Origin of the sequence: Streptomyces sp. NPDC048018 (assembly GCF_043202995.1) — a bacterium.
Classification (GTDB): domain Bacteria; phylum Actinomycetota; class Actinomycetes; order Streptomycetales; family Streptomycetaceae; genus Streptomyces.
The window spans coordinates 295,357-313,814 of the sequence record NZ_JBIDBK010000001.1 but is presented as its reverse complement, the minus strand read 5'-3'; the positions used below and the strand labels follow the sequence as shown (position 1 = coordinate 313,814).

General features: G+C 73.8%; 18 protein-coding genes. 9 read left to right on the top strand and 9 right to left on the bottom strand.

Features of this window, described 5'->3' with window-relative positions:
- Positions 1–186: 186 nt before the first annotated feature.
- Entirely contained in the window at positions 187–717 is a 531-nt protein-coding gene (locus ACGF1Z_RS01465; RefSeq protein WP_392998659.1) for an HPP family protein, read from the top strand.
- Between the two features lie 142 nt (positions 718–859).
- Here ACGF1Z_RS01465 and ACGF1Z_RS01460 read toward each other — a convergent pair whose 3' ends face one another.
- The 3 genes from ACGF1Z_RS01460 to ACGF1Z_RS01450 form a co-directional block, all read right to left on the bottom strand.
- Positions 860–1,561, bottom strand: coding sequence for a beta-glucanase (locus ACGF1Z_RS01460; RefSeq protein WP_392998657.1), 702 nt, complete (start codon positions 1,559–1,561; stop codon positions 860–862).
- A 115-nt stretch (positions 1,562–1,676) separates the two neighbouring features.
- Complete coding sequence (locus ACGF1Z_RS01455; protein ID WP_392998655.1) at positions 1,677–2,726, bottom strand: mechanosensitive ion channel family protein; 1,050 nt, start codon at positions 2,724–2,726, stop codon at positions 1,677–1,679.
- Positions 2,727–2,820: 94 nt separating this feature from the next.
- The gene (locus tag ACGF1Z_RS01450; protein WP_392998653.1) at positions 2,821–3,255 is read right to left on the bottom strand and encodes an ATP-binding protein; all 435 of its coding nucleotides are present in this window, start codon (positions 3,253–3,255) and stop codon (positions 2,821–2,823) included.
- Between the two features lie 170 nt (positions 3,256–3,425).
- Between ACGF1Z_RS01450 and ACGF1Z_RS01445 the strand changes: the two genes are divergently transcribed.
- On the top strand, positions 3,426–4,289 hold the full coding sequence (locus tag ACGF1Z_RS01445; RefSeq protein WP_393000264.1) for an RNA polymerase sigma factor SigF: 864 nt from the start codon (positions 3,426–3,428) through the stop codon (positions 4,287–4,289).
- A gap of 1,202 nt (positions 4,290–5,491) precedes the next feature.
- Here the strand turns inward: ACGF1Z_RS01445 and thpD are convergent.
- The 5 genes from thpD to ACGF1Z_RS01420 all read right to left on the bottom strand — a co-directional run bounded on the left by thpD (position 5,492) and on the right by ACGF1Z_RS01420 (position 9,742).
- Positions 5,492–6,391, bottom strand: coding sequence for an ectoine hydroxylase (thpD, locus tag ACGF1Z_RS01440; protein ID WP_392998651.1), 900 nt, complete (start codon positions 6,389–6,391; stop codon positions 5,492–5,494).
- A gap of 164 nt (positions 6,392–6,555) precedes the next feature.
- Positions 6,556–6,960: an ectoine synthase gene (locus ACGF1Z_RS01435; RefSeq protein ID WP_392998649.1), complete on the bottom strand. Its 405-nt coding sequence runs from the start codon at positions 6,958–6,960 to the stop codon at positions 6,556–6,558.
- Between the two features lie 28 nt (positions 6,961–6,988).
- Positions 6,989–8,275, bottom strand: a complete 1,287-nt coding sequence (gene ectB, locus ACGF1Z_RS01430; protein WP_392998647.1) for a diaminobutyrate--2-oxoglutarate transaminase — start codon at positions 8,273–8,275, stop codon at positions 6,989–6,991.
- Between the two features lie 94 nt (positions 8,276–8,369).
- A complete protein-coding gene (gene ectA / locus ACGF1Z_RS01425; RefSeq protein WP_393000262.1) occupies positions 8,370–8,888 on the bottom strand; it encodes a diaminobutyrate acetyltransferase in 519 nt (172 codons plus the stop codon).
- Between the two features lie 392 nt (positions 8,889–9,280).
- Positions 9,281–9,742, bottom strand: a complete 462-nt coding sequence (locus ACGF1Z_RS01420; RefSeq protein WP_392998645.1) for a DUF5709 domain-containing protein — start codon at positions 9,740–9,742, stop codon at positions 9,281–9,283.
- 702 nt (positions 9,743–10,444) lie between these two features.
- Here ACGF1Z_RS01420 and ACGF1Z_RS01415 point away from each other — a divergent pair.
- Positions 10,445–11,434: a Gfo/Idh/MocA family protein gene (locus tag ACGF1Z_RS01415; protein ID WP_392998643.1), complete on the top strand. Its 990-nt coding sequence runs from the start codon at positions 10,445–10,447 to the stop codon at positions 11,432–11,434.
- Between the two features lie 285 nt (positions 11,435–11,719).
- On the opposite strand, the gene ACGF1Z_RS01410 is transcribed toward ACGF1Z_RS01415, so the two are convergent.
- Positions 11,720–12,658, bottom strand: coding sequence for a GlxA family transcriptional regulator (locus ACGF1Z_RS01410; RefSeq protein WP_392998641.1), 939 nt, complete (start codon positions 12,656–12,658; stop codon positions 11,720–11,722).
- Between the two features lie 229 nt (positions 12,659–12,887).
- Between ACGF1Z_RS01410 and ACGF1Z_RS01405 the strand changes: the two genes are divergently transcribed.
- The 6 genes from ACGF1Z_RS01405 (at position 12,888) to ACGF1Z_RS01380 (ending at position 18,224) form a co-directional block, all read left to right on the top strand.
- Positions 12,888–13,346, top strand: coding sequence for a hypothetical protein (locus ACGF1Z_RS01405; protein ID WP_392998639.1), 459 nt, complete (start codon positions 12,888–12,890; stop codon positions 13,344–13,346).
- Positions 13,343–13,657 (top strand): DUF3817 domain-containing protein, encoded by a 315-nt coding sequence (locus ACGF1Z_RS01400; protein ID WP_392998637.1) that lies wholly within the window; start codon positions 13,343–13,345, stop codon positions 13,655–13,657. Before ACGF1Z_RS01405 ends, ACGF1Z_RS01400 begins: the two co-directional genes overlap by 4 nt.
- A gap of 151 nt (positions 13,658–13,808) precedes the next feature.
- A complete protein-coding gene (locus tag ACGF1Z_RS01395) occupies positions 13,809–14,408 on the top strand; it encodes a hypothetical protein (RefSeq protein WP_392998635.1) in 600 nt (199 codons plus the stop codon).
- Positions 14,409–14,590: 182 nt separating this feature from the next.
- Positions 14,591–16,099: a tetratricopeptide repeat protein gene (locus ACGF1Z_RS01390; RefSeq protein WP_392998633.1), complete on the top strand. Its 1,509-nt coding sequence runs from the start codon at positions 14,591–14,593 to the stop codon at positions 16,097–16,099.
- Positions 16,096–17,157 carry a tetratricopeptide repeat protein gene (locus tag ACGF1Z_RS01385; RefSeq protein ID WP_392998631.1) on the top strand — a complete coding sequence of 354 codons (1,062 nt, stop codon included), beginning with the start codon at positions 16,096–16,098 and terminating at the stop codon, positions 17,155–17,157. Before ACGF1Z_RS01390 ends, ACGF1Z_RS01385 begins: the two co-directional genes overlap by 4 nt.
- Positions 17,154–18,224 (top strand): tetratricopeptide repeat protein, encoded by a 1,071-nt coding sequence (locus ACGF1Z_RS01380; RefSeq protein WP_392998629.1) that lies wholly within the window; start codon positions 17,154–17,156, stop codon positions 18,222–18,224. The genes ACGF1Z_RS01385 and ACGF1Z_RS01380 overlap by 4 nt, the downstream gene beginning before the upstream one ends.
- Positions 18,225–18,458 lie beyond the last annotated feature (234 nt).

The following is an 18,458-nucleotide window of genomic DNA, read 5'->3' as shown; positions in this document are numbered from 1 at the left end:
CCTGCTTCAACGATTTGTATACAATCCGGAGGGAGTGCCGCCCCCACCCGGTCGGCGCAGACGTGGGCGCAAGGGCGGGCCGACTGTCGATCACAGCGTCCGTGGCCCGCTCTCCCCGATCCCCGTCCTCTCTCCCGGCCTCCGGCGCCCGCCGGCCCGAGGCCGACCGCCAGGAAACACCAGCGCATGAGCACCGACACCGCAGCCCCCGAGACCCCGACCAGGCCCCGCATCGCGGGTCGCGCCCCGGCCCGCCCGGCCCCGGCGGCGGCCGTGCACAGCGTCAGCACGGTCACGCTCGTCCTCCTCGGCCTGGTGGCGATCGGCGCGGCCATCCACGAGCCCGTCCTGATCCCGCCCCTGGCCGCCAGCGCCGCCCTGGTGCACAGCGCGCCGACGCTGCCCTTCTCGCAGCCGCGCAGCGTCGTCGTCAGCCACCTCCTGGCGGCCGCCGCCGGCTACGCGACCCTCGCCGTGACGGGCGCCGGCTCCGCCGCCGCGGCCATCGCCGCCGGTGTCACCCTGGCCCTGACGACCCTCGCGCGCACACCGCACGCACCCGCCTGCGCCACCGCCGTCGTGATCGTCCTCCAGTCCCCGTCCCCGGCCCGCTTCGTCCCCCTGCTCCTCGGCGCGTCGACCGTCCTGGTCCTGATGGAGTTCGTGGTCTCCCGCATCCGCCGCGGCGCACCCCGCTACCCGACCTACTGGTGGTGACCACCACCGCTGCCGGCCCCGGCCGCCGGCCTGCGGGCCCGCGCGTCCGGCGAGGGCGTCGGGCTGCGTGCGGGGCCGCCGTACCCCTGTGCCGACGCCCCGCCGCGCAGGTGCTCCCGCGGAGCCCGGCCGCCCGCCCCGCTCAGTGCGGGACGTCGTCCGTGAGGGGACGGGCGCCGGGTCGGAACACCCGCAGGTCGCGGACCTCGTAGGACATCGCCGTCGTGCCGGGGGGCGGTGCCGGGTGGTAACGGCCCGCGCAGACCGACAGGTTGACGATCAGGTACGCGTGCCAGGAGCGCCCGACGCCGCGGTGGTCCGCGAAGACCTCCTCGCCGTCGAGCCACCACACCACCGAGCGGGACCCGAACTCGGTCCGCAGCCGGATCCAGCCGCCCGGCCGGACGCCGGCGGAGCGGTGGTAGCGGTGCGTGCCCCGCACGTGGTTGGAGAGCTCCAGCAGGTCCGGGTTGTCGGGGTGGTACTCGAAGACGTCCACCTCCTGCCCGCCGTCCCGCCAGGTCCAGATCGCCGGCCACGCACCCGTCTCCTCGGGCAGGCGCACCCGTGCCTCCAGGGTGTCGCCGGTGCGCACCTCGAAGCCCTGCGGGCTTCCCTCGGTCGTGAGGAGCCCGCTGTCCCAGAGACCGTCCCGGCGGCGGGTCGCACGGAAGACGCCGGACCGCGCGTAGGCGGGATCGGCCGTCAGATGGTCCAGCTTGTTGTCGCCCGGATTGACCGGTCCGCCGTCGGGATAGGCCCACGAGCGGCCCGCGACCCACTGCTCCGACGAGCCGAAGTCGGCGGTGAAGACGGGCTCTCCGGCCCGTGACGATGTCGGCATGGCTGCTCCTCACTTCGGTGGCCGCGCGGGGCAGGCCGTCTCCGGCTGTACTGCCCGCAGGGCGCACCGGGATGCGGAACGTGCCGCTCCTTGTCTGCAAGTCGCCACGGGGGCGTCACCGGTGGGACAGGGCCTCGGCCTGAGCGGTCACCACCTTGGGCAGCGCGTCGGGATGCTCGCGCGACAGCCAGGCGACCAGCTCCTCCCGTACCGCGCAGCGGGTGGTCCACAGGTCGTCGGCGTCCTTGGCGGTCACCAGGGCGCGGACCGTGACGCAGGTGGGCGAGGTGTCGGTGACGGCGAGGTCCCAGGCCCGGCCGTCCCACGTCGGGCAGCTGTCCAGGAACTCGCGCAGCCGCACGCGCATCCGCGACACCGGCACGGTGTGGTCGCAGTGGACGAAGACCGTGCCGGTCATCTCGGCACCGCCGCGCGACCAGTTCTCGAAGGGGCGGGAGGTGAAGTACGACACCGGAAGCGTGACCCGGCGCTCGTCCCAGGTCCGTACCGTCAGGAACGTCAGGGTCACCTCCTCCACGACGCCCCACTCCCCGTCCACGACGACGGTGTCGCCGAGCCGGACCATGTCGCCGAAGGCGATCTGGAAGCCGGCGAAGAGATTGCCCAGCGTCGACTGCGCCGCCACGCCCGCCACGATGCCGATGATCCCGGCCGAGGCGAGCAGCGAGGTCCCGACCGCCCGGAACGCCGGGAAGGTCACCAGCGCCACGGCCGCAGCGATCACGCCCACGGCGACGGACACCACCCGCATGATCAGCGTCACCTGGGTGTGGACCCGCCGCACCCGGGCCACGTCACGCGACCGCCCGGCGTAGCGCGTGTACGAGGACTCGACGACGGCCGCGGCGACCCGTATCGCCAGCCAGGCGCCGCCGCCGATCAGGCAGAGCACGAGGAGATGGCTCACCGCGGCGGCGTGCTCCTCCAGCGGCGCCCAGCGCGTCGCGCGGAACGTCCACCCGAGCAGGGTGGTGAACAGAACGACGTACAGCGGTGTGCGGCACCGGCGCAGCAGCCCCCACAGCGGGGTCTCGGGGTGGCGTGCGTCGGCTTTCCGTGCGAGCAGGTCCGCCGCGCGGACCGCGGCCAGCGACACCGCCGCCGAGCCGCCCAGGACGATGACCAGTCGAAGAAGGTTCTCCATGGCTCCTCAGTCGATGTGTGCGGAGTGCGGAACGAATGCGTGACGGGTGCGATGCGGGTGCGGGACGCCGGTACGGGGCGACGGGCGCGCACGCTCAGCGGTCCACCGCCACCACCGCGCGCACCGTCTTGCCCGCGCGCCCCACGTCCACGGACACCTCACGGGACAGGCGCAGCACGATCGGCCACCCGAAGCCGCCGGGCCGGAGGTCATGCGGCAACGCGTACCGCGGTGGCCGCGGACTGGCGTCGCTCACCGACACGGTCACGCTGTCACGCCCCACGGAGACCGCGAATCCGGTCACCCCGCCGGCGTGCCGCAGCGCGTTGGTCACCAGCTCCGACGCCACCAGCATGACGTCCTCGACCTGTTCGGGCCGGGTCGTCGTGCCGGACCCCAGCGCGAGACGGATCTCCCGGCGTGCCTGTGCCGAGGTGCGTACGTGCGTCTCTCCATGGTGCCCGAGGTCGTACGCCTCTCGCACGGGCGTCGACGGGCCCGACCGTACGTCGCCCTGACTGTTCATCATGAACCCCATTTCTCACAGTTGGTGTGATTCGGGCACTTCCCGCCTGCCCTCGCCCACCGAAAAGATGCCCGCCGAAATTAGGTAGGAGTACGTGGGTGAAGTGGGGGTAGGCGGTACGCCACAGGCGAACGTTCGGCGAAAAACAGGAGGTTGTCCCCGTGCGGACCGAGATGGCGAAGGCGACGACAACGGCCGTGAACGACGGCGCGTGCCAGGACCTGCCCGTGCTCGAGGCTCCTCACGAGGTCGCGCCCCAGGACGCGCGCGCCCTGTCGAAGGTGTTCCTGCGCGAGTTGGCGGTACGGGAGGAGGGGACGGAGGGGCACCAGTACGTCCGCAACACCCTCATCGAGATGAACATGTCGCTGGTGCGGTACGCGGCGAACCGCTTCCGTGCCCGGGGCGACGAGATGGAAGACATCATCCAGGTCGGGACCATCGGCCTCATCAAGGCGATCGACCGTTTCGACCTGTCCCGCGAGGTCGAGTTCGCGACCTTCGCCGTGCCGTACATCGTGGGCGAGATCAAGCGCTTCTTCCGCGACACGACCTGGGCGGTGCACGTGCCCCGCCGCCTTCAGGAGGCGCGCGTGGAGCTGGCCAAGGCCAACGAGGAGCTGGGCTCCCGGCTCGGCCGGTCGCCCAGCGTCGCCGAACTCGCCGAGGCGATGGGCCGTTCCGAGGACGAGGTGATCGAGGCGCAGATCGCCGCCAACGGCTACTCCTCCACCTCGCTCGACGCCGCCCTCGGCAACGGTGACGACGATGACGTCGACGCCTCGCTCTCCGACTTCATCGGTGAGGAGGACCCGGCGCTCGCACTCTTCGAGGACTTCCACACCCTCGCCCCGCTCGTCGAGCGTCTCGACGAGCGCGACCGGCTGCTGCTGCACCTGCGCTTCGTCGAGGAGCGGACCCAGTCGGAGATCGGCGTCCAGCTCGGCGTGTCGCAGATGCACGTGTCGCGTCTCCTCGCCCGCAGCCTCGCGCGGCTGCGCGAGGGCATGCTCGCCGATTCGCCCGCCAAGCCCTGACCGGGCCGGAGCGGGCGAGGCGTCCCGCTTCCGGAACGGGCGCCACCACAACAGCCGGGCCCTGGGTGTACCCCCTGACGGTGTACGCCCCGGGCCCGGCATTCTGGCGTGCGCGAACGCGGCCGGCCGGGCGCGGCAACGCCCTGTCGGTTCATGCGACGCCGCGTCAGACGATTCCCCGGCCGAACCTGAGGATTCTGTCCCGACGCGTCCCGGTTGCTCCCCATCTCGTGGGTGAGGCCGAGCAGCCTGACGTCCGTGTTCCGCAGCACGTCCGGTACCTCCGCCACCGACCCCGGGCCGGGGCGCGGACGTCGCCCCGCCGAGGAGCGTGACCTCCCGCCGCCCGGCGATCGCCCGGCCGATCGTCACCGGCTGCTGCCGGCCGCCCGGAGAGCCGGGTCGGCGCCCGGCCGGCCATGGCGACCAGCCCCCGGCCCCCGTCCGGCCCGCCGCCTCCTCCTCGCGGCCCTCGCGCAGCCCGTGTACGGACGCCTCGTCGGCGTTCGCCGGTCCGCCGGCTCCGCTCGGCCCGAAGGGGGCACGCGCTCGCCGCGACCGATCGTCAGGCCCTGGCCTACGCGCGCGGTGCCGCCCCCGCAGCGCCTGCCGCGGCCTCGTGAGCGGGAATGACGTGCCCTTCGTCGTACGAGTACGCACGTCGACCGTTCGCGTGCCGGAACTGCCGCTGCGGCCGGCGCTGCCGAAGGGACAGAGTCGTGCACGCCTCTCCCTATTCAGCACCTTCCGGCGCCATCCGTAGCGCGGGGCGCTCGCCGTCGCCTTGGAATGGGTTCTGGCCCCGGGGCACCGCCACGACGGCTCCTCGGCGCCGTACGCGCCGTGGGCGAGGGGGAGGGGGAAGGCCGCGCCGGGCAGTGACTTGAGGACGGACCTGAGCCGCAAGCCCGGCATCGGCGGCGCGAAGACGAGCGGGGCGGCGAACGGCGCGGCGCTGACTTCGGGAGGGAGCCGAAGCGGTCGTGAAGGCGTCGATCCGGACCGCGCGCAGTGCGTCGGGCCGTCCTGCCGCCCGGCCGGCGACGTCACGGCCTGCTCGGGACCCTCCGTCGCCTTCGCGCAGACGGCTTCCACTGCCGTGGCGCGCACCCCACGGAAGAGCGCCCTCGCGTGCACGGGACGCGAGGGCGCTCAGCCGCTACGGATTCCGCCGGCGGGCCATCGGCGCGACGGGGGAGAGGTCACCCGATGGGGGTGTAGTCGCGCGAGGCGATGAAGGAGGGCCGTCGGACCGGTGCGGCGAACGGGGCCTCCGGGATGTTCTCGACGCTGTTGAACACGAGGAACACGTTGCTGCGCGGATACGGGGTGATGTTGTCGCCCGAACCGTGCAGCGCGTTGCAGTCGAACCAGGTCGCCGAGCCCGGCGCGCCCGTGAACTGGCGGATGCCGCACGCCTCGGCGAACTGCGTGAGGGCGGCGTTCGACGGGGTGCCTGCGTCCTGCATCTGCAGCGACCTCTTGTAGTTGTCCTTCGGGGTGGCGCCCTCGCAGCCGAGGAAGGTCCGGTGCGACCCCGGCATGATCATCAGGCTGCCGTTGGTCGGGTGGTTCTCGGTCAGCGCGATCGACACCGAGACGGTTCGCATCTGCGGCAGTCCGTCCTCGGCGTGCCAGGTCTCGAAGTCGGAGTGCCAGTAGAAGCCGCTGGCCCCGAAACCGGGCTTCACGTTGACGCGCGACTGGTGGACGTACACGTCGGAGCCGAGGATCTGGCGGGCCCGCCCGACGATCCGGGGGTCGGCGGCCAGGCGGGCGAACACCTCGCTGATCCGGTGCACCTCGAAGACGGAACGGATCTCCTGCGAGTGCGACTCCACGACGGCTCGCTCGTCCTCGCGCACCCTCGGGTCGTTGACGAGCCGGTCCAGCTCGGCCCGCAGCTCCACGACCTCGTCCGGGGTGACGAGCGCGTCGACGGTGGCGAAGCCGTCGCGCTCGTACTCCTCCAGCTCACGGGCCCAGAACGGCCCCGGGGTCGCGGGAGAGGACCACACGACGGGGTCCTTGCGGCCGACCAGCACCTCTTCGGTGCCGCGGGTGGGATAGAGGTCGACGGGACGGGTCGGTGCGGAGGTCATGAGGGGCGGTGCCTGCCTTTCTCGTGTCTCTTGTCGCAGGTGTCGTTGTCGCGGGTGTCGCGGGTGTCGCGGGTGTCGCGGGTGTCGCGGTGAGGCGGGACGGCGGGTGTCTCGTGGTCGCGTCACGGACCTCGTGCTCTCGTGACGGACGAGGCACCGCGTCGTCAGGCCGGGTCGGGCTCGGTGAGCAGCGGGTAGACGCCGTTCTCGTCGTGGTCCTCGCGGCCCGTCACGGGCGGGTTGAAGACGCACAGGCAGCGGAAGTCCTGCTTGACCTTCAGCGAATGCCGCTCGTGCCCGTCGAGGAGGTACATCGTTCCGGGCACGATCGTGTACGTGCGGCCCGTCTCGTGGTCGGTGAGCTCGGCCTCGCCGGCGGTGCAGACGACGGCCTCGACGTGGTTCGCGTACCACATGGACGTCTCGGTCCCGGCGTACAGGACGGTCTCGTGCAGGGAGAAGCCCACCCGCTCACGGGCGAGGATGATGCGCTTGCTCTCCCAGGTGCCGGAGGCGGCACGCACGTGGCGCTCGGTGTTCTCGATCTCGGCGAAGCTACGGACGATCATGGATGAGGTCTCTCCTTCTTGCGGCGGTTCAGGCGGCGAGGGCGCGGTCGGCGGCGTGCCGTACGGAACGGGCCAGGATGCCGAGCCCCTCGTCGAGCTCGTCGTCCGTCGCCGTCAGCGGCGGCAGCAGCTTCACGACCTCGCCGTGCGGCCCCGAGGTCTCCAGGAGCAGCCCGAGCTCGAAGGCCCGTCGGCACACGGCGTCGGCGCGGTCGCCGTCGGCGAACTCCAGGCCCCAGACGAGACCCCTGCCCCGGTACCCCAGGCCCATGCGCTCGTCGTCGCCGCACAGGTCGCCGAGGGCCTGCTCGACCCGGTGCGCCCGGCTCAGGGTGCGCTCGCGCAGGGCGCCGTCGCTCCAGTACGCGTCCAGCGCGGCGGTCGCGGTGACGAAGGCCGGGTTGTTGCCGCGGAAGGTGCCGTTGTGCTCGCCCGGCTGCCACTGGTCCAGCTCCGGGCGGAACAGGCAGAGGGCCATCGGCAGGCCGTAGCCGCTGATGGACTTGGACAGGGTGACGATGTCGGGCGTGATGCCCGCCTCCTCGAAGGAGAAGAAGTCGCCGGTGCGGCCGCAGCCCATCTGCACGTCGTCGACTATCAGGAGCATGTCGTGGCGGCGGCACAGGTCCGCGAGGCCGCGCAGCCATTCGGCGCGGGCGACGTTGATGCCGCCTTCGCCCTGCACGGTCTCGACGATGACGGCCGCCGGGTGGTCCAGGCCCGAGCCCGGGTCCGCGAGCAGCTTCTCGAACCACAGGAAGTCCGGCACCTGGCCGCCGAGGTAGTGGTCGAAGGGCATCTGCGCGGCGTGGTTGAGCGGAACGCCCGCGCCGGCCCGCTTGGTCGCGTTGCCGGTGACGGCGAGCGAGCCGAGGGACATCCCGTGGAAGGCGTTGGTGAAGGAGACGACGGTCTCCCGCCCGGTCACCTTGCGGGCGAGTTTCAGGGCCGCCTCGACGGCGTTGGTGCCGGTCGGGCCCGGGAACATCACCTTGTAGGGCAGGGCGCGCGGTTCGAGGACCGTCGCGCGGAAGGTCTCCAGGAAGTCGCGCTTGGCGGTCGTCGACATGTCGAGGCCGTGGGTGACGCCGTCATTGGCGAGGTAGTCCAGCAGGGCCCGCTTCAGGACCGGGTTGTTGTGGCCGTAGTTGAGGGAGCCCGCTCCGGCGAAGAAGTCGAGGAAGGGGCGCCCGTGTTCGTCGTACAGCCGGCTGCCTCGGGCCTGCTCGAAGACCACCGGCCAGGCGCGGCAGTAGCTGCGCACCTCGGATTCGACGGTCTCGAAGACGGACGGGGCGATGTCGGTGAGGGTCACGGTTCTCCCGGATCTCGATGGGGGGTGGGTGATGAGCAGGTTCAGACGTGCGTGCGCCGCGCGGCGGGTCCGGACGACCTGCCGGGGCGGCGGGTCAGGCCGCCGCGGGGCCGATGCGGTAGAGCACCTCGGGCTCGTGGACACCGGCGTCGGGCGCGTCGGGGAACGAGGTGGTCGGAAACAGGACCTCCCGGGTCACGGTCGCGCCGTGGCGGCGCGCGTAGGAGCGGAAGAGCCGGTCGGACGGCACGTTCCCCGGGGTGACCGTGGCCTCGAGCCGGACCGGCCCGTGCTCCGCCGCCACCCGGGCGGCAAGAGCGTCGAGCAAGGCTGCGGCTACCCCGGTTCCCTGGTGCGAACCGTCCACGGCCACCTGCCAGATGAACAGCGTCCCCGGCGCCTCGGGGCGCAGGTAGCCGGTGACGAAGCCGACCGCGCGCCCCGAGTCGTCGCGGGCGACGGCGCTCGTCGCGGCGAAGTCGCGGCACCACAGCAGGTAGCTGTAGGGCGAGTTGACGTCCAGTTCGCCCGATTCGCTGGCGATGCGCCAGAGATCGGCGCCGTCCGCCACTTCGGCGGGGCCGATGGTGACGTCGCTCCTCGGGGATGTCATCCGTGCCGTGGTCATGTGCGCTGTGGTCATGTCGGCCGAAGCTACCCAGCAAGTCGACGAACTTCCTGGCCCGGAAGGGTTGTGCAAAGCGAGAGAATGCGATAGGTGCGCAAAATTCGATCGGCCCGCAAGTCCGTCACTTCCCACCCGTCAAAAGGGTCGTTAGCGGGTCAAAATGCCCGTTTATAACGGATGGATAACGGCTCTCGGGTGTTTGGTGCACACATCACGATCTTGTGCGAGCCTGCCGTCTTTCACGTTTGAAGCGGCCCTGTGAGGTCAGGAGTACGAGTTCGAAGAACCGGCCAGGGCGTCGTGAGCCGGGTCGGCGGGCCTCCGGCGCGCGGGTGCCGCGAGGGTCCGGGGCGGGATCGGGCGGCGGATTCCGGGACTCATTCCTCTTCGACGAGGTGCACGGCCGCCTCCTCGGCGGACGCCGCGCCGCCGTCGATGCCCACGTCACGGGCGTAGCCCTCCAGCGGGGACAGGGCGAGGCCGTTGTCCGGTGCCACGAGCCGGCCGGCGCGGTGGTCGCCCACCTCACGGTCCAGCGGTTCGCCGTCGGTGTCAACGGAGTCGCCGATGCCGTCCCAGTCGGGGTCGCCGGCGTCCTCGGGCCTCTCCACAGCGAGCCGCTGGTCCAGCGTCTCGCCCCGCAGCCGCTCGGCCGCGGTGACCCCGGTGTGCTCGACGGCCCACGGGCGGTCCGGCGGAACGTACCCCTCTTCCACGGGGTCGACGGGCCCGACCAGCGTGTCCGACGCGTCGAGCAGCCCCGCGTCGTCCTGAACCTCGCTGCCGTCGGGCTGGTAGACGTCGTCGCCCCAGGCCTCGCCGGTCTCGTTCTCGATCATGCGGAACACTCCAGCCTCTTCGATCGGCACGAGCCGCACTTCCATGCTCCGTGTCCGGCCCGCGCCCCGCCACCCCACAACCGCCGGACCGGCCGGACTCCCCGGCCCGCCGCGCCTCCGCCGCGCTGGTGGCACCTCGGGCCCAGGCGTCCCTCGCGTCCCCGCGCCGGCCGAACGCCGCTGCCGTGGGCCTGCCCGCGCCGGTCGCCGCTGTGGTCTCGGGCCTGCCCGCGCCGGTCGCACCCTGTGGTCTCGGGTCTCCCGCGCCTGGCGAACGTCGTCTCCTCGGGCGTCCCGGATGCGGTCGAGCCCCTGTCCGCGGGACTCCCCGCGCCGGCCGAACACCGTGTCCTTGGGCGTCCGACGCGCAGGTGGCGCCGCGGCCCGGGCCTCCTCGCGCCGCCGACGCCCGCCCGGGAGCCTCGCGACCCCTGCTCCTCGCGTCCCCTGCTCCACGCGTCCCCTGGCCCTCGCACCCGCGGCCGGCCGTGCCAGGCCCCAGATCCCGGCCGATCCCGGCCGATCCGGCCGTGCCAGGCCCCCGGATCCCGGTCCTGTCGCGCCGGGCGCCGCGGCCTGGCGCGGCCGGCGTCCACGCATCGGTCGACTCGGTCCGGGACACCCCACCACCCCTATGCTCCGGTGCTCCGGGCTGCCGACGCGGGTCGGCAGCGGTCCGTGACACGAGGGGTGGGAGACGGCATGGGCGGGACCGTACGGTGGGGTGTGCTGGCCACGGGGGGCATCGCGGCCTCCTTCACGACCGATCTGCTGGCGATGCCCGACGCCGAGGTCGTCGCGGTGGCGTCACGCAGCGCGCGGTCCGCGGAGGCCTTCGCGGACCGGTTCGGGATACCGAGGGCGTACGGGGACTGGACGAAGCTCGCCGCCGACCCGGACATCGACGTGGTGTACGTGGCCACTCCGCACGCCGCCCACCGGGCCGCGGCGGGGCTCTGCCTGGAGTCGGGCCGGGCGGTGCTCTGCGAGAAGGCGTTCACGCTCAACGCCCGCGAGGCCGGGGAGCTCGTCGCGCTCGCCCGCGAGCGCGAACTCTTCCTCATGGAGGCCATGTGGACGTACTGCAACCCGCTCGTCCGCGAGCTCACCCGGCTCGTCGCCGACGGCGCCGTCGGCGAGATCCGCACCGTGCAGGCCGACTTCGGACTGGCCGGCCCGTTCGCCCCAGGGCACCGGCTGCGCGACCCGGCCCTGGGCGGCGGCGCGCTGCTCGACCTGGGGGTCTACCCCGTGTCCTTCGCCCAGCTGCTGCTCGGCGAGCCCGACCGCGTCCAGGCGCACGCGCTGCTCTCGCCCGAGGGCGTGGACCTCAACACCGGCGTGCTGCTCGGCTGGGACTCCGGCGCGAGCGCGCTCCTGTCCTGCTCGATCGTGGCCGACACACCGATCACGGCCTCGATCACCGGTACCGCCGGCCGGATCGACATACCCCGCGGCTTCTTCTGTCCGGAGCGTTTCGTGCTCCACCGGTACGGCCACGAGCCGGAGGAGTTCACGGGACAGGGGCGCCACGACACCCTTCAGCACGAGGCGGCCGAGGTCATGCGCTGCCTCAGGGCGGGCGAGACCGAGTCGCCGCTGGTGCCGCTGGACGGTTCTCTGGCGGTGATGCGCACGCTGGACGCCGTACGGGAACGGATCGGCGTGTCCTATCCGGCGGACGCCGGGTAGGACGGCGGATCGCCCTGCGGCGGGAGTGGCCGGGAGCCACGGGAGGGGCGCCGGCCGTCGAGGCGGGAGACAGGCAGGGGAGGGACGGCGCCTACGGCTCACGGGGACGGGCGCCCAGGCACGGGAGGGGCGGCGCCACGGAGGAGGCGGCCGCACGGGGGTGCGGCAGGCGACGAGTGCGGCCGCAGGCAACGAGGTGGGCCGCAGCCGAGGGGCGGGCCACAGCCCGCGGCCGGGCCGCGGCCCACCCGTCCGGACGCGGCCCCCAGCGTGGACGGCTTCCGCTCAGCCGAAGCTGCGCCGGTACGAGTGCGGGCTCACGCCCGTGGTGCGCTTGAAGCGGTCCCGGAAGGCGGTGGGGGAGCCGAAGCCGACCTGGGCGCCGATCCGTTCGACGGAGTGCCGGGTCGTCTCCAGCAGGTGCTGCGCCTGCCGGACCCGCGCCCGGTGCAGCCACTGGAGCGGCGTCGTGCCGGTCTGCTCCCGGAACCGGCGGATCAGCGTCCGGGTGCTCGTCCCGGCCCGCGCGGCGATCTCGTCGAGGGTGAGCGCGCGGCCCAGGTTGTCCTGCAGCCAGGCGAGCAGCGGCTCCAGGTCCGAGCCCCGGGGCACCGGAGGGCGGTCGTGGACGATGAACTGCGCCTGTCCGCCCTCTCGTTCCAGCGGCACGACGGCCATCCGCGCGGCGTCGGCGGCGACCGCGGAACCGTAGTCGGCGCGGATCATGTGCAGACACAGGTCGAGGCCCGCCGCCGCGCCGGCCGAGGTGAGGAACTGCCCGTTGTCGACGTAGAGCACGTCGGGGTCGACCGTCAGGCGCGGAAACGTCTCGGCCAGCAGATCGGCCGCGATCCAGTGCGTGGTCACCCGCAGCCCGTCGAGGAGCCCCGTCGCCGCCAGCGGAAACGTCCCCGCGCAGATGGACGCGATCCGCGTCCCGTTCGCCGCCGCCGCGCACAGCGCCTCGCGCACCTCGTCGGGCAGCGGCGCCGTCGGATCGGCCGTCCCCGGGACGACCACGGTGTCCGCCTCCCGCAGCGCTGCGAGCCCCCAGGGCGCGCGCAGTGCGAAGGTCCCCGCGTCGACCTCGGGCCGCGCGGCGCACACCCGCACCTGATAGCCCGCGCGTCCGTCGGGCAGCCTGGCGCGCGTGAACGCCTCGATGGGGGTCGCGAGGTCGAAGGGGACGACCCGGTCGAGGGCGAGGACGGCGACGGTGTGCATGGCAGGAACATAGCCCTCCGGCGGCGCTCCGTGGCCGGGGGGTGAGCGCGTGCGGCCCGACCACTTGCAGCTCAGAGCGTGTGAGGCGGGCCTCGACGGCGGATGTCACTTTTCCGTTGACACCTGGCACTCCCGCCACTGGGACGCGGCGCGGGCACGGCATACCGTCGGCACCGCCGGGCCGCCAGGCCGTCGGCGAAGCCCCGTACCCCGCCCCTCGAAGGCCCCCGTGACCACACTCTTCCTCGCCCTGCACGTCCTGGCCGCGATCGTGGCCGTCGGACCCGTCACCGTCGCCGCGAGCATGTTCCCGCCCGCCCTGCGCCGGGCCCACGCGGCGCCGGACGACCCGGACCCCCGTGCCGTCCTCCGCACCCTGCACCGCATCTGCCGCGTCTACGCCGTTCTCGGCCTCGCCGTGCCCGTCTTCGGATTCGCCACCGCGAGCAGCCTGGGCGTCCTCGGCAGCGCCTGGCTGATCGCCTCCGTCGTCCTCACCGCTGCCGCCGCAGCGGTCCTCGCCCTGGCGATCCTCCCGGCGCAGCAGGGTGCCCTTGCCGCCGTCGGCGGACCGGGCGGCGGCGCGGCCGACCGCCGCCTGGCGATGCTCGCGGGTGTCTTCAACGTCCTGTGGGCCACGGTCACCGTCCTGATGATCGTCCGCCCCGGCTCCACCACCGGAGCGTGACCGTGGAACCGGGCCTCCGACCGCTGCGCGCCGCCGCGCACGCCGAACTCGTCACGCTCCTCGTCATGCTCGCCAATCTGGCGACCCTCCACCTGCGTCCCGTCTCCTCCCTCATGGGCCCGGCGCACGGCTGCGCGTACCTCCTCGTCATCGGCGCGACCTGGCGCCTCACCCGCGGCAGCACCCCGACCAGGTGGGTCGCCCTCGTGCCCGGAATCGGCGGTCTCCTCGCCCTGCGACGCCTGCGCGCGCACCGCGTCTCCACCGGCTGGACCAATCCCGGATGTGAACCTGGGGCGCCCACGGGGTAAAACGAAGGGCAACACCCCTCTCATTCGAACGGACACGCGCGCGTTGAGCATGCTTCCTGGATCACGTCTGCCAGGCAGGACCTGGACGATCCGACTCAGCGGTCACCCCGACCACTCCGCGACGGTCACCTGCACCACGGCGGGCTGCCGCATGCCCGCCCGGTCCCGGGACCTCCAGGCCCTGCGCGTCTTCGCCTCCGAACACGCCCGGGCGCACGCCCGCCTCGCCACCCTCCGCCCGAACGCCGCCTGCGCCTGCGGCGCCACCGGCTGCCGGCACCACACCGCCCGCGCCACCTGCACCGGCAGGACGCTCCTCGTCCTCATCCACAACCCGCTCCTCGCCGAGGTCTGGACACTCGCCGAGATCTGCCAGGCCTGCGCGCCCCTGATCTCGCACGCCACCGTCCTCGCGGGAGCCGGTCCCGCCGGCGGCCACGAGTCCCTGGCCGCCCGGGCCGCCGCGGCTGCCGCTGCCGCGGCGAACGGGGGAACGGCGGCCACCGGCGGGACCGGCGCCCCGGGCGCCCCTCCGGCGGCGTCGCCGGGCGCTCCCGCGACCCCGCCCGCCGTGCCGATGATGTTCTCCTCGCCGGAGGCCGCGGGAGGTCCCGGTGTACCCCAGCCGAACCGCCGTCGTCCGCGCCGGGACGGCGGCGGCCAGGGCGGCGGCCGCGGTGGCGCCCGGGGCGGCGGCCGGGGCGGGCAGGGCGGTCAGGGCGGGAACCGGCCGGGCCGCGGCCACTCCTGACGCCCGGGGCCGGGTCTTCCGGATCGGGCCGCGGCCGGACCGGCGCGTCCGGGCGGCCGGGCCGAACCGGGCCGCCGGCCGGACCGGTCGCCGGCCCTGCGCGGGGCGGAGGGCCGCCCCGCCGGTGATCACGACCGCACCCGGTGAACGGGGCGGCCGGCGCTGTTTCTAGGCTGACCCCCATGTCCGACGAGTCTCCCCTCATCCGTAGCCTGCGCGCCGCCGTCGCCGCCGCCCCCGAAGACGTGCCTCTGCGGCTGCACTTCGCCGAACTGCTCCTCGCCGAGGGGAGAAGCGACGAGGCCGTCAGCCAGGCCGCCGTCGCGCTCCAGCACGCCCCGGGCGACCCTGCCGCCCGGGATCTGATGGTCCGGGCCATGGACCTGCCCACGCCCACCGGGCCGCCGGCCGCACCCACGTCGCCGACGCCCCGCATGGCGGAGCGCCCGCAGGCAGACGCGACGGGCCCGGAAGCGACGGGCACGGAAGCGGGCCGGGGAACGAACACCCCGGACACGAGGAACTCGGACAGGACCGGCCCGGACGGAGCGGACCCGACGGCCACCGGCCCGGACGGAGCGGACCCGACGGCCACCGGCCCGGACTCCGTGGCCACCGGCGCGCCCGCGCCGGACGTGCCCGGCGCGGAGTCCACCACGCGGCCGCCCGCCGGCCCGCCGGCCTTCGACTGGGCCGCCGCCGAGCAGGACGTCGCGGACCTCGTCGGCCCCCGCTTCGCCGACCACGCCACCGAGCAGCCGCTGACCTCCGACGGCAGCGGCGACGCGGGCGACGCGTCCGCCTGGGACATCGACGGACCGGGCGACGTCGACGTACGCCTCGCCGACGTCGGTGGCATGCAGGAGGTGAAGGACCGTCTGGAGGCCGCGTTCCTCGCCCCCATGCGGAACCCCGAACTGCGCCGCCTGTACGGCAAGTCGCTCCGCGGCGGGCTGCTCCTCTACGGCCCGCCCGGCTGCGGCAAGACGTTCATCGCGCGCGCCGTCGCGGGCGAACTCGGCGCCGGCTTCATGTCGGTGTCACTCTCGGACATCCTGGACATGTACATCGGCACGTCCGAGAAGAACGTCCACGACATCTTCGAGGCCGCCCGCCGTCAGGCGCCCTGCGTCGTCTTCCTCGACGAGCTGGACGCCCTCGGCGCGAAGCGCTCCCGCACCCACCACAGCGGACTGCGCAACGTCGTCAACCAGCTCCTCACGGAGCTCGACGGCATCGACGGCGACCGCAACGAGGGCGTGTTCGTGCTCGCCGCCACGAACGTGCCGTGGGACGTCGACCTCGCCCTGCGCCGCCCCGGCCGCCTGGACCGCACCCTGCTGGTCCTGCCGCCCGACGCCCCGGCCCGCGAGGCGATCCTCCGCTACCACCTGCGCGACCGGCCCATCGAGTCGGTCGACCTCGGGAAGGTCGTCAAGGCCACCGAGGACTTCTCCGGCGCCGACCTGGCGCACGTCTGCGAGACGGCCGCCGAGGCCGCGCTCCTCGACTCCGCGCGCTCCGGCACCGTCCGCATGATCGGCACCAAGGACCTGTTGCAGGCGGCCAAGCAGATCCGGCCGTCCAGCGAGTCCTGGTTCGCCTCCGCCCGCAACGTGGCCATGTTCGCCAACGACGGCGGCATGTACGACGACCTCGTCGCCTACCTGAAGAAGAAGCGCAAGCTGTGACGACGAGTCCCCAGGTCGAACGCGCCCGGGTCCTCTACGAGATGATGCGCGTGGAGGAGGCCCACGAGCTGCTCGGGCCGGCCCTCGCGGAGGACCCCGACGACCACCGGGCGTGGAGCCTGCTCGGCCAGGTCCTGTGGACCCTAGGCCGGGCGTCCGAGGCCTACGCCGCGGCCATGGAGTCGCTCCGCCTGGAGCCCGGCTTCCTCGACGCGCACTGCGTCCGCGGCTACGCGCTGCGCACGCTCGGCCGGCTGGAGGAGGCCGAGGCCGCCCAGCGCGAGGCCGTGCGCATCGATCCCTACGCCTGGGGCCCGCGCCGCCAGCTCGCCGAACTCCTCCTCGGGCTGGCCCCGGACCGCCCCGAGGAGGCGCTCGAACACGCGCGGGCGGCGGTGAAGGAGGGCCCCGAGGTGACGTACTGCTGGGTGACCCTGCACACGGTGGCCACCTTCCACCGGCGCCCGGACCTGGCCGACGAGGCCATCCGCCAGATCATCCGGATCGACCCGGCGCATCCGCTCGCCGTCACCACCGCCACCGAGCGCGAGGCGGCCCGACCCGGCACGTCCGCCGCCCGCGCCGCCGACCTGTACGCCGGCGGCCTCGCCGCGGCGCCCCACGCCGAGAAGCTGCGCGAGGACCTCGACCGGGCCGTCTACCGGATGCTCCGCGGCACCCGCTGGCTTGCCCTGCTGTGCCTCGCCATGGCCGCCGTCACCACCGACGTCTTCCCCACCGAGGGAGAGCCGAAGGACCTTCCGGTCGACCTCGGCACCCGCCTGTGGGCCCTCACCCTGATGGGCGCGGTCTGGGCCTTCGGCGCCTGGCGCCGCTACCGGCGCATGCGCACCGGCGCCCGGCTGACGGTGTTCTCGCTCGTCCGCCGCTCCTTCTGGCCCCGCGTCGTCCTGTGCCAGGCCGCCTGGGCCACCCTGTGCGCGCTGCTCCTCGTCCTCGTGCCGTGGACCGACCGCGCCGTCCCCCAGCTCCTCTTCTGGCTGGGACTCGTACCGAACCTGCTCAGCATCACCCACGACAGGGACAAGGTCGGATGAGCCTCGAACTGCGTCAGGCCGACGCACTCGTCGAACTCGGTCGCTACGAGCAGGCCGCCGCGCTGCTCGCCACACACCTGGCCACGGAGCCCGAGGACGCGGCCGCGCTCGTACTCCTCGCCCGGTGCCGGCACCGGCTCGGCGACGAACAGCAGGCCCTGGCCACCGTCGAGCAGGCCCTGCGGGCCGAGCCCGACTCCGTCGGGGGTTGGCTGATGCGCACCCACATCCTGCTCGCCCTCAAGGAGTACGCCCAGGCCGAGGAGTCCGCCCGGCGGGCGGTGGAGATCGCCCCGCGCTACTGGGGCAGCCACTACACCCTCGGCACGGTCCTCGACCGCTCCGTCCGCGCGGAACGCAAGCGCGCCGCGTACGAGGCCGCCCGCACCGCCGTGGCCCTCGCCCCCGAGGAGAGCGACGCCCACTTCCTGGTCGGCCTGACCGCCCAGCGCATCGGAGACCTCCAGGTCGCCCAGCAGGCCTACGAGACGGCGCTCCGCCTCGACCCCGAGAGCAGCGAGGCCCACAACAACCTCTCCCTGCTGCACCTGCGGCACCGCTGGCGGCGCCGCGGATCCTGGACCAGGGCGGCCGAGGGCTTCGTCCAGTCCGCGGCCCTCGACCTCAACGACCGGCAGGCCCGCTACAACCTGGAGACCATGGCCTGGGGCACCGTCGCGGGCTCCCGCTGGGTCGCCCTCGCCGGCTTCGCCGTCAGTTCCGTCGCCTCCGCCCACCTGAGAGCCGGCGCCTCCGGCGGCGACGCCGTCATCAGCGTCCTGCTGTGCGCGGCCGTGCTCGTCGGCGGCTGGGCCGGCTGGTTCCTGTGGCTCACCCGGCGCGTACCACCGCACCTGCGGCGTCCGCTGCTCCTCGTCTCGCGGGGCTGCAAGCCGGTCGTCGCCATGGCGGTCGCCGTCTCCCTCCTCGTCCTGCACTCGGTCCTCACCCTGGCCCTCTGGCGCATCGAGGGCCTCGGCTCCCTGGCCTTCCCCCTGTTCTGGGGCGCGGTCATCACCTACTGGGTCAGCCGCAGCGCCCTCCAGCGCCGCGCCCCGAAGCCGTAGGGCCGCGGGGGCCCGGGGCGCCCGGCGCGCGGGGCCGGCGTCGACCGCGGCGCCGCGCTCCTCCCCGCCCGGACGCTGCCGCCGGCCCCGGCGTCGCCGCCGACCACGCCGTCGGGACCTGGCCGCCCGGTCGCGTACGGCACCGGCCCCTTCGGTGTTTCCGGGGCATGCCACCCCCCTCCCTCGGCGGCGCCGGCACCGTCCGGCACGTCGTCAAGGACCGCGGAGGGCCGT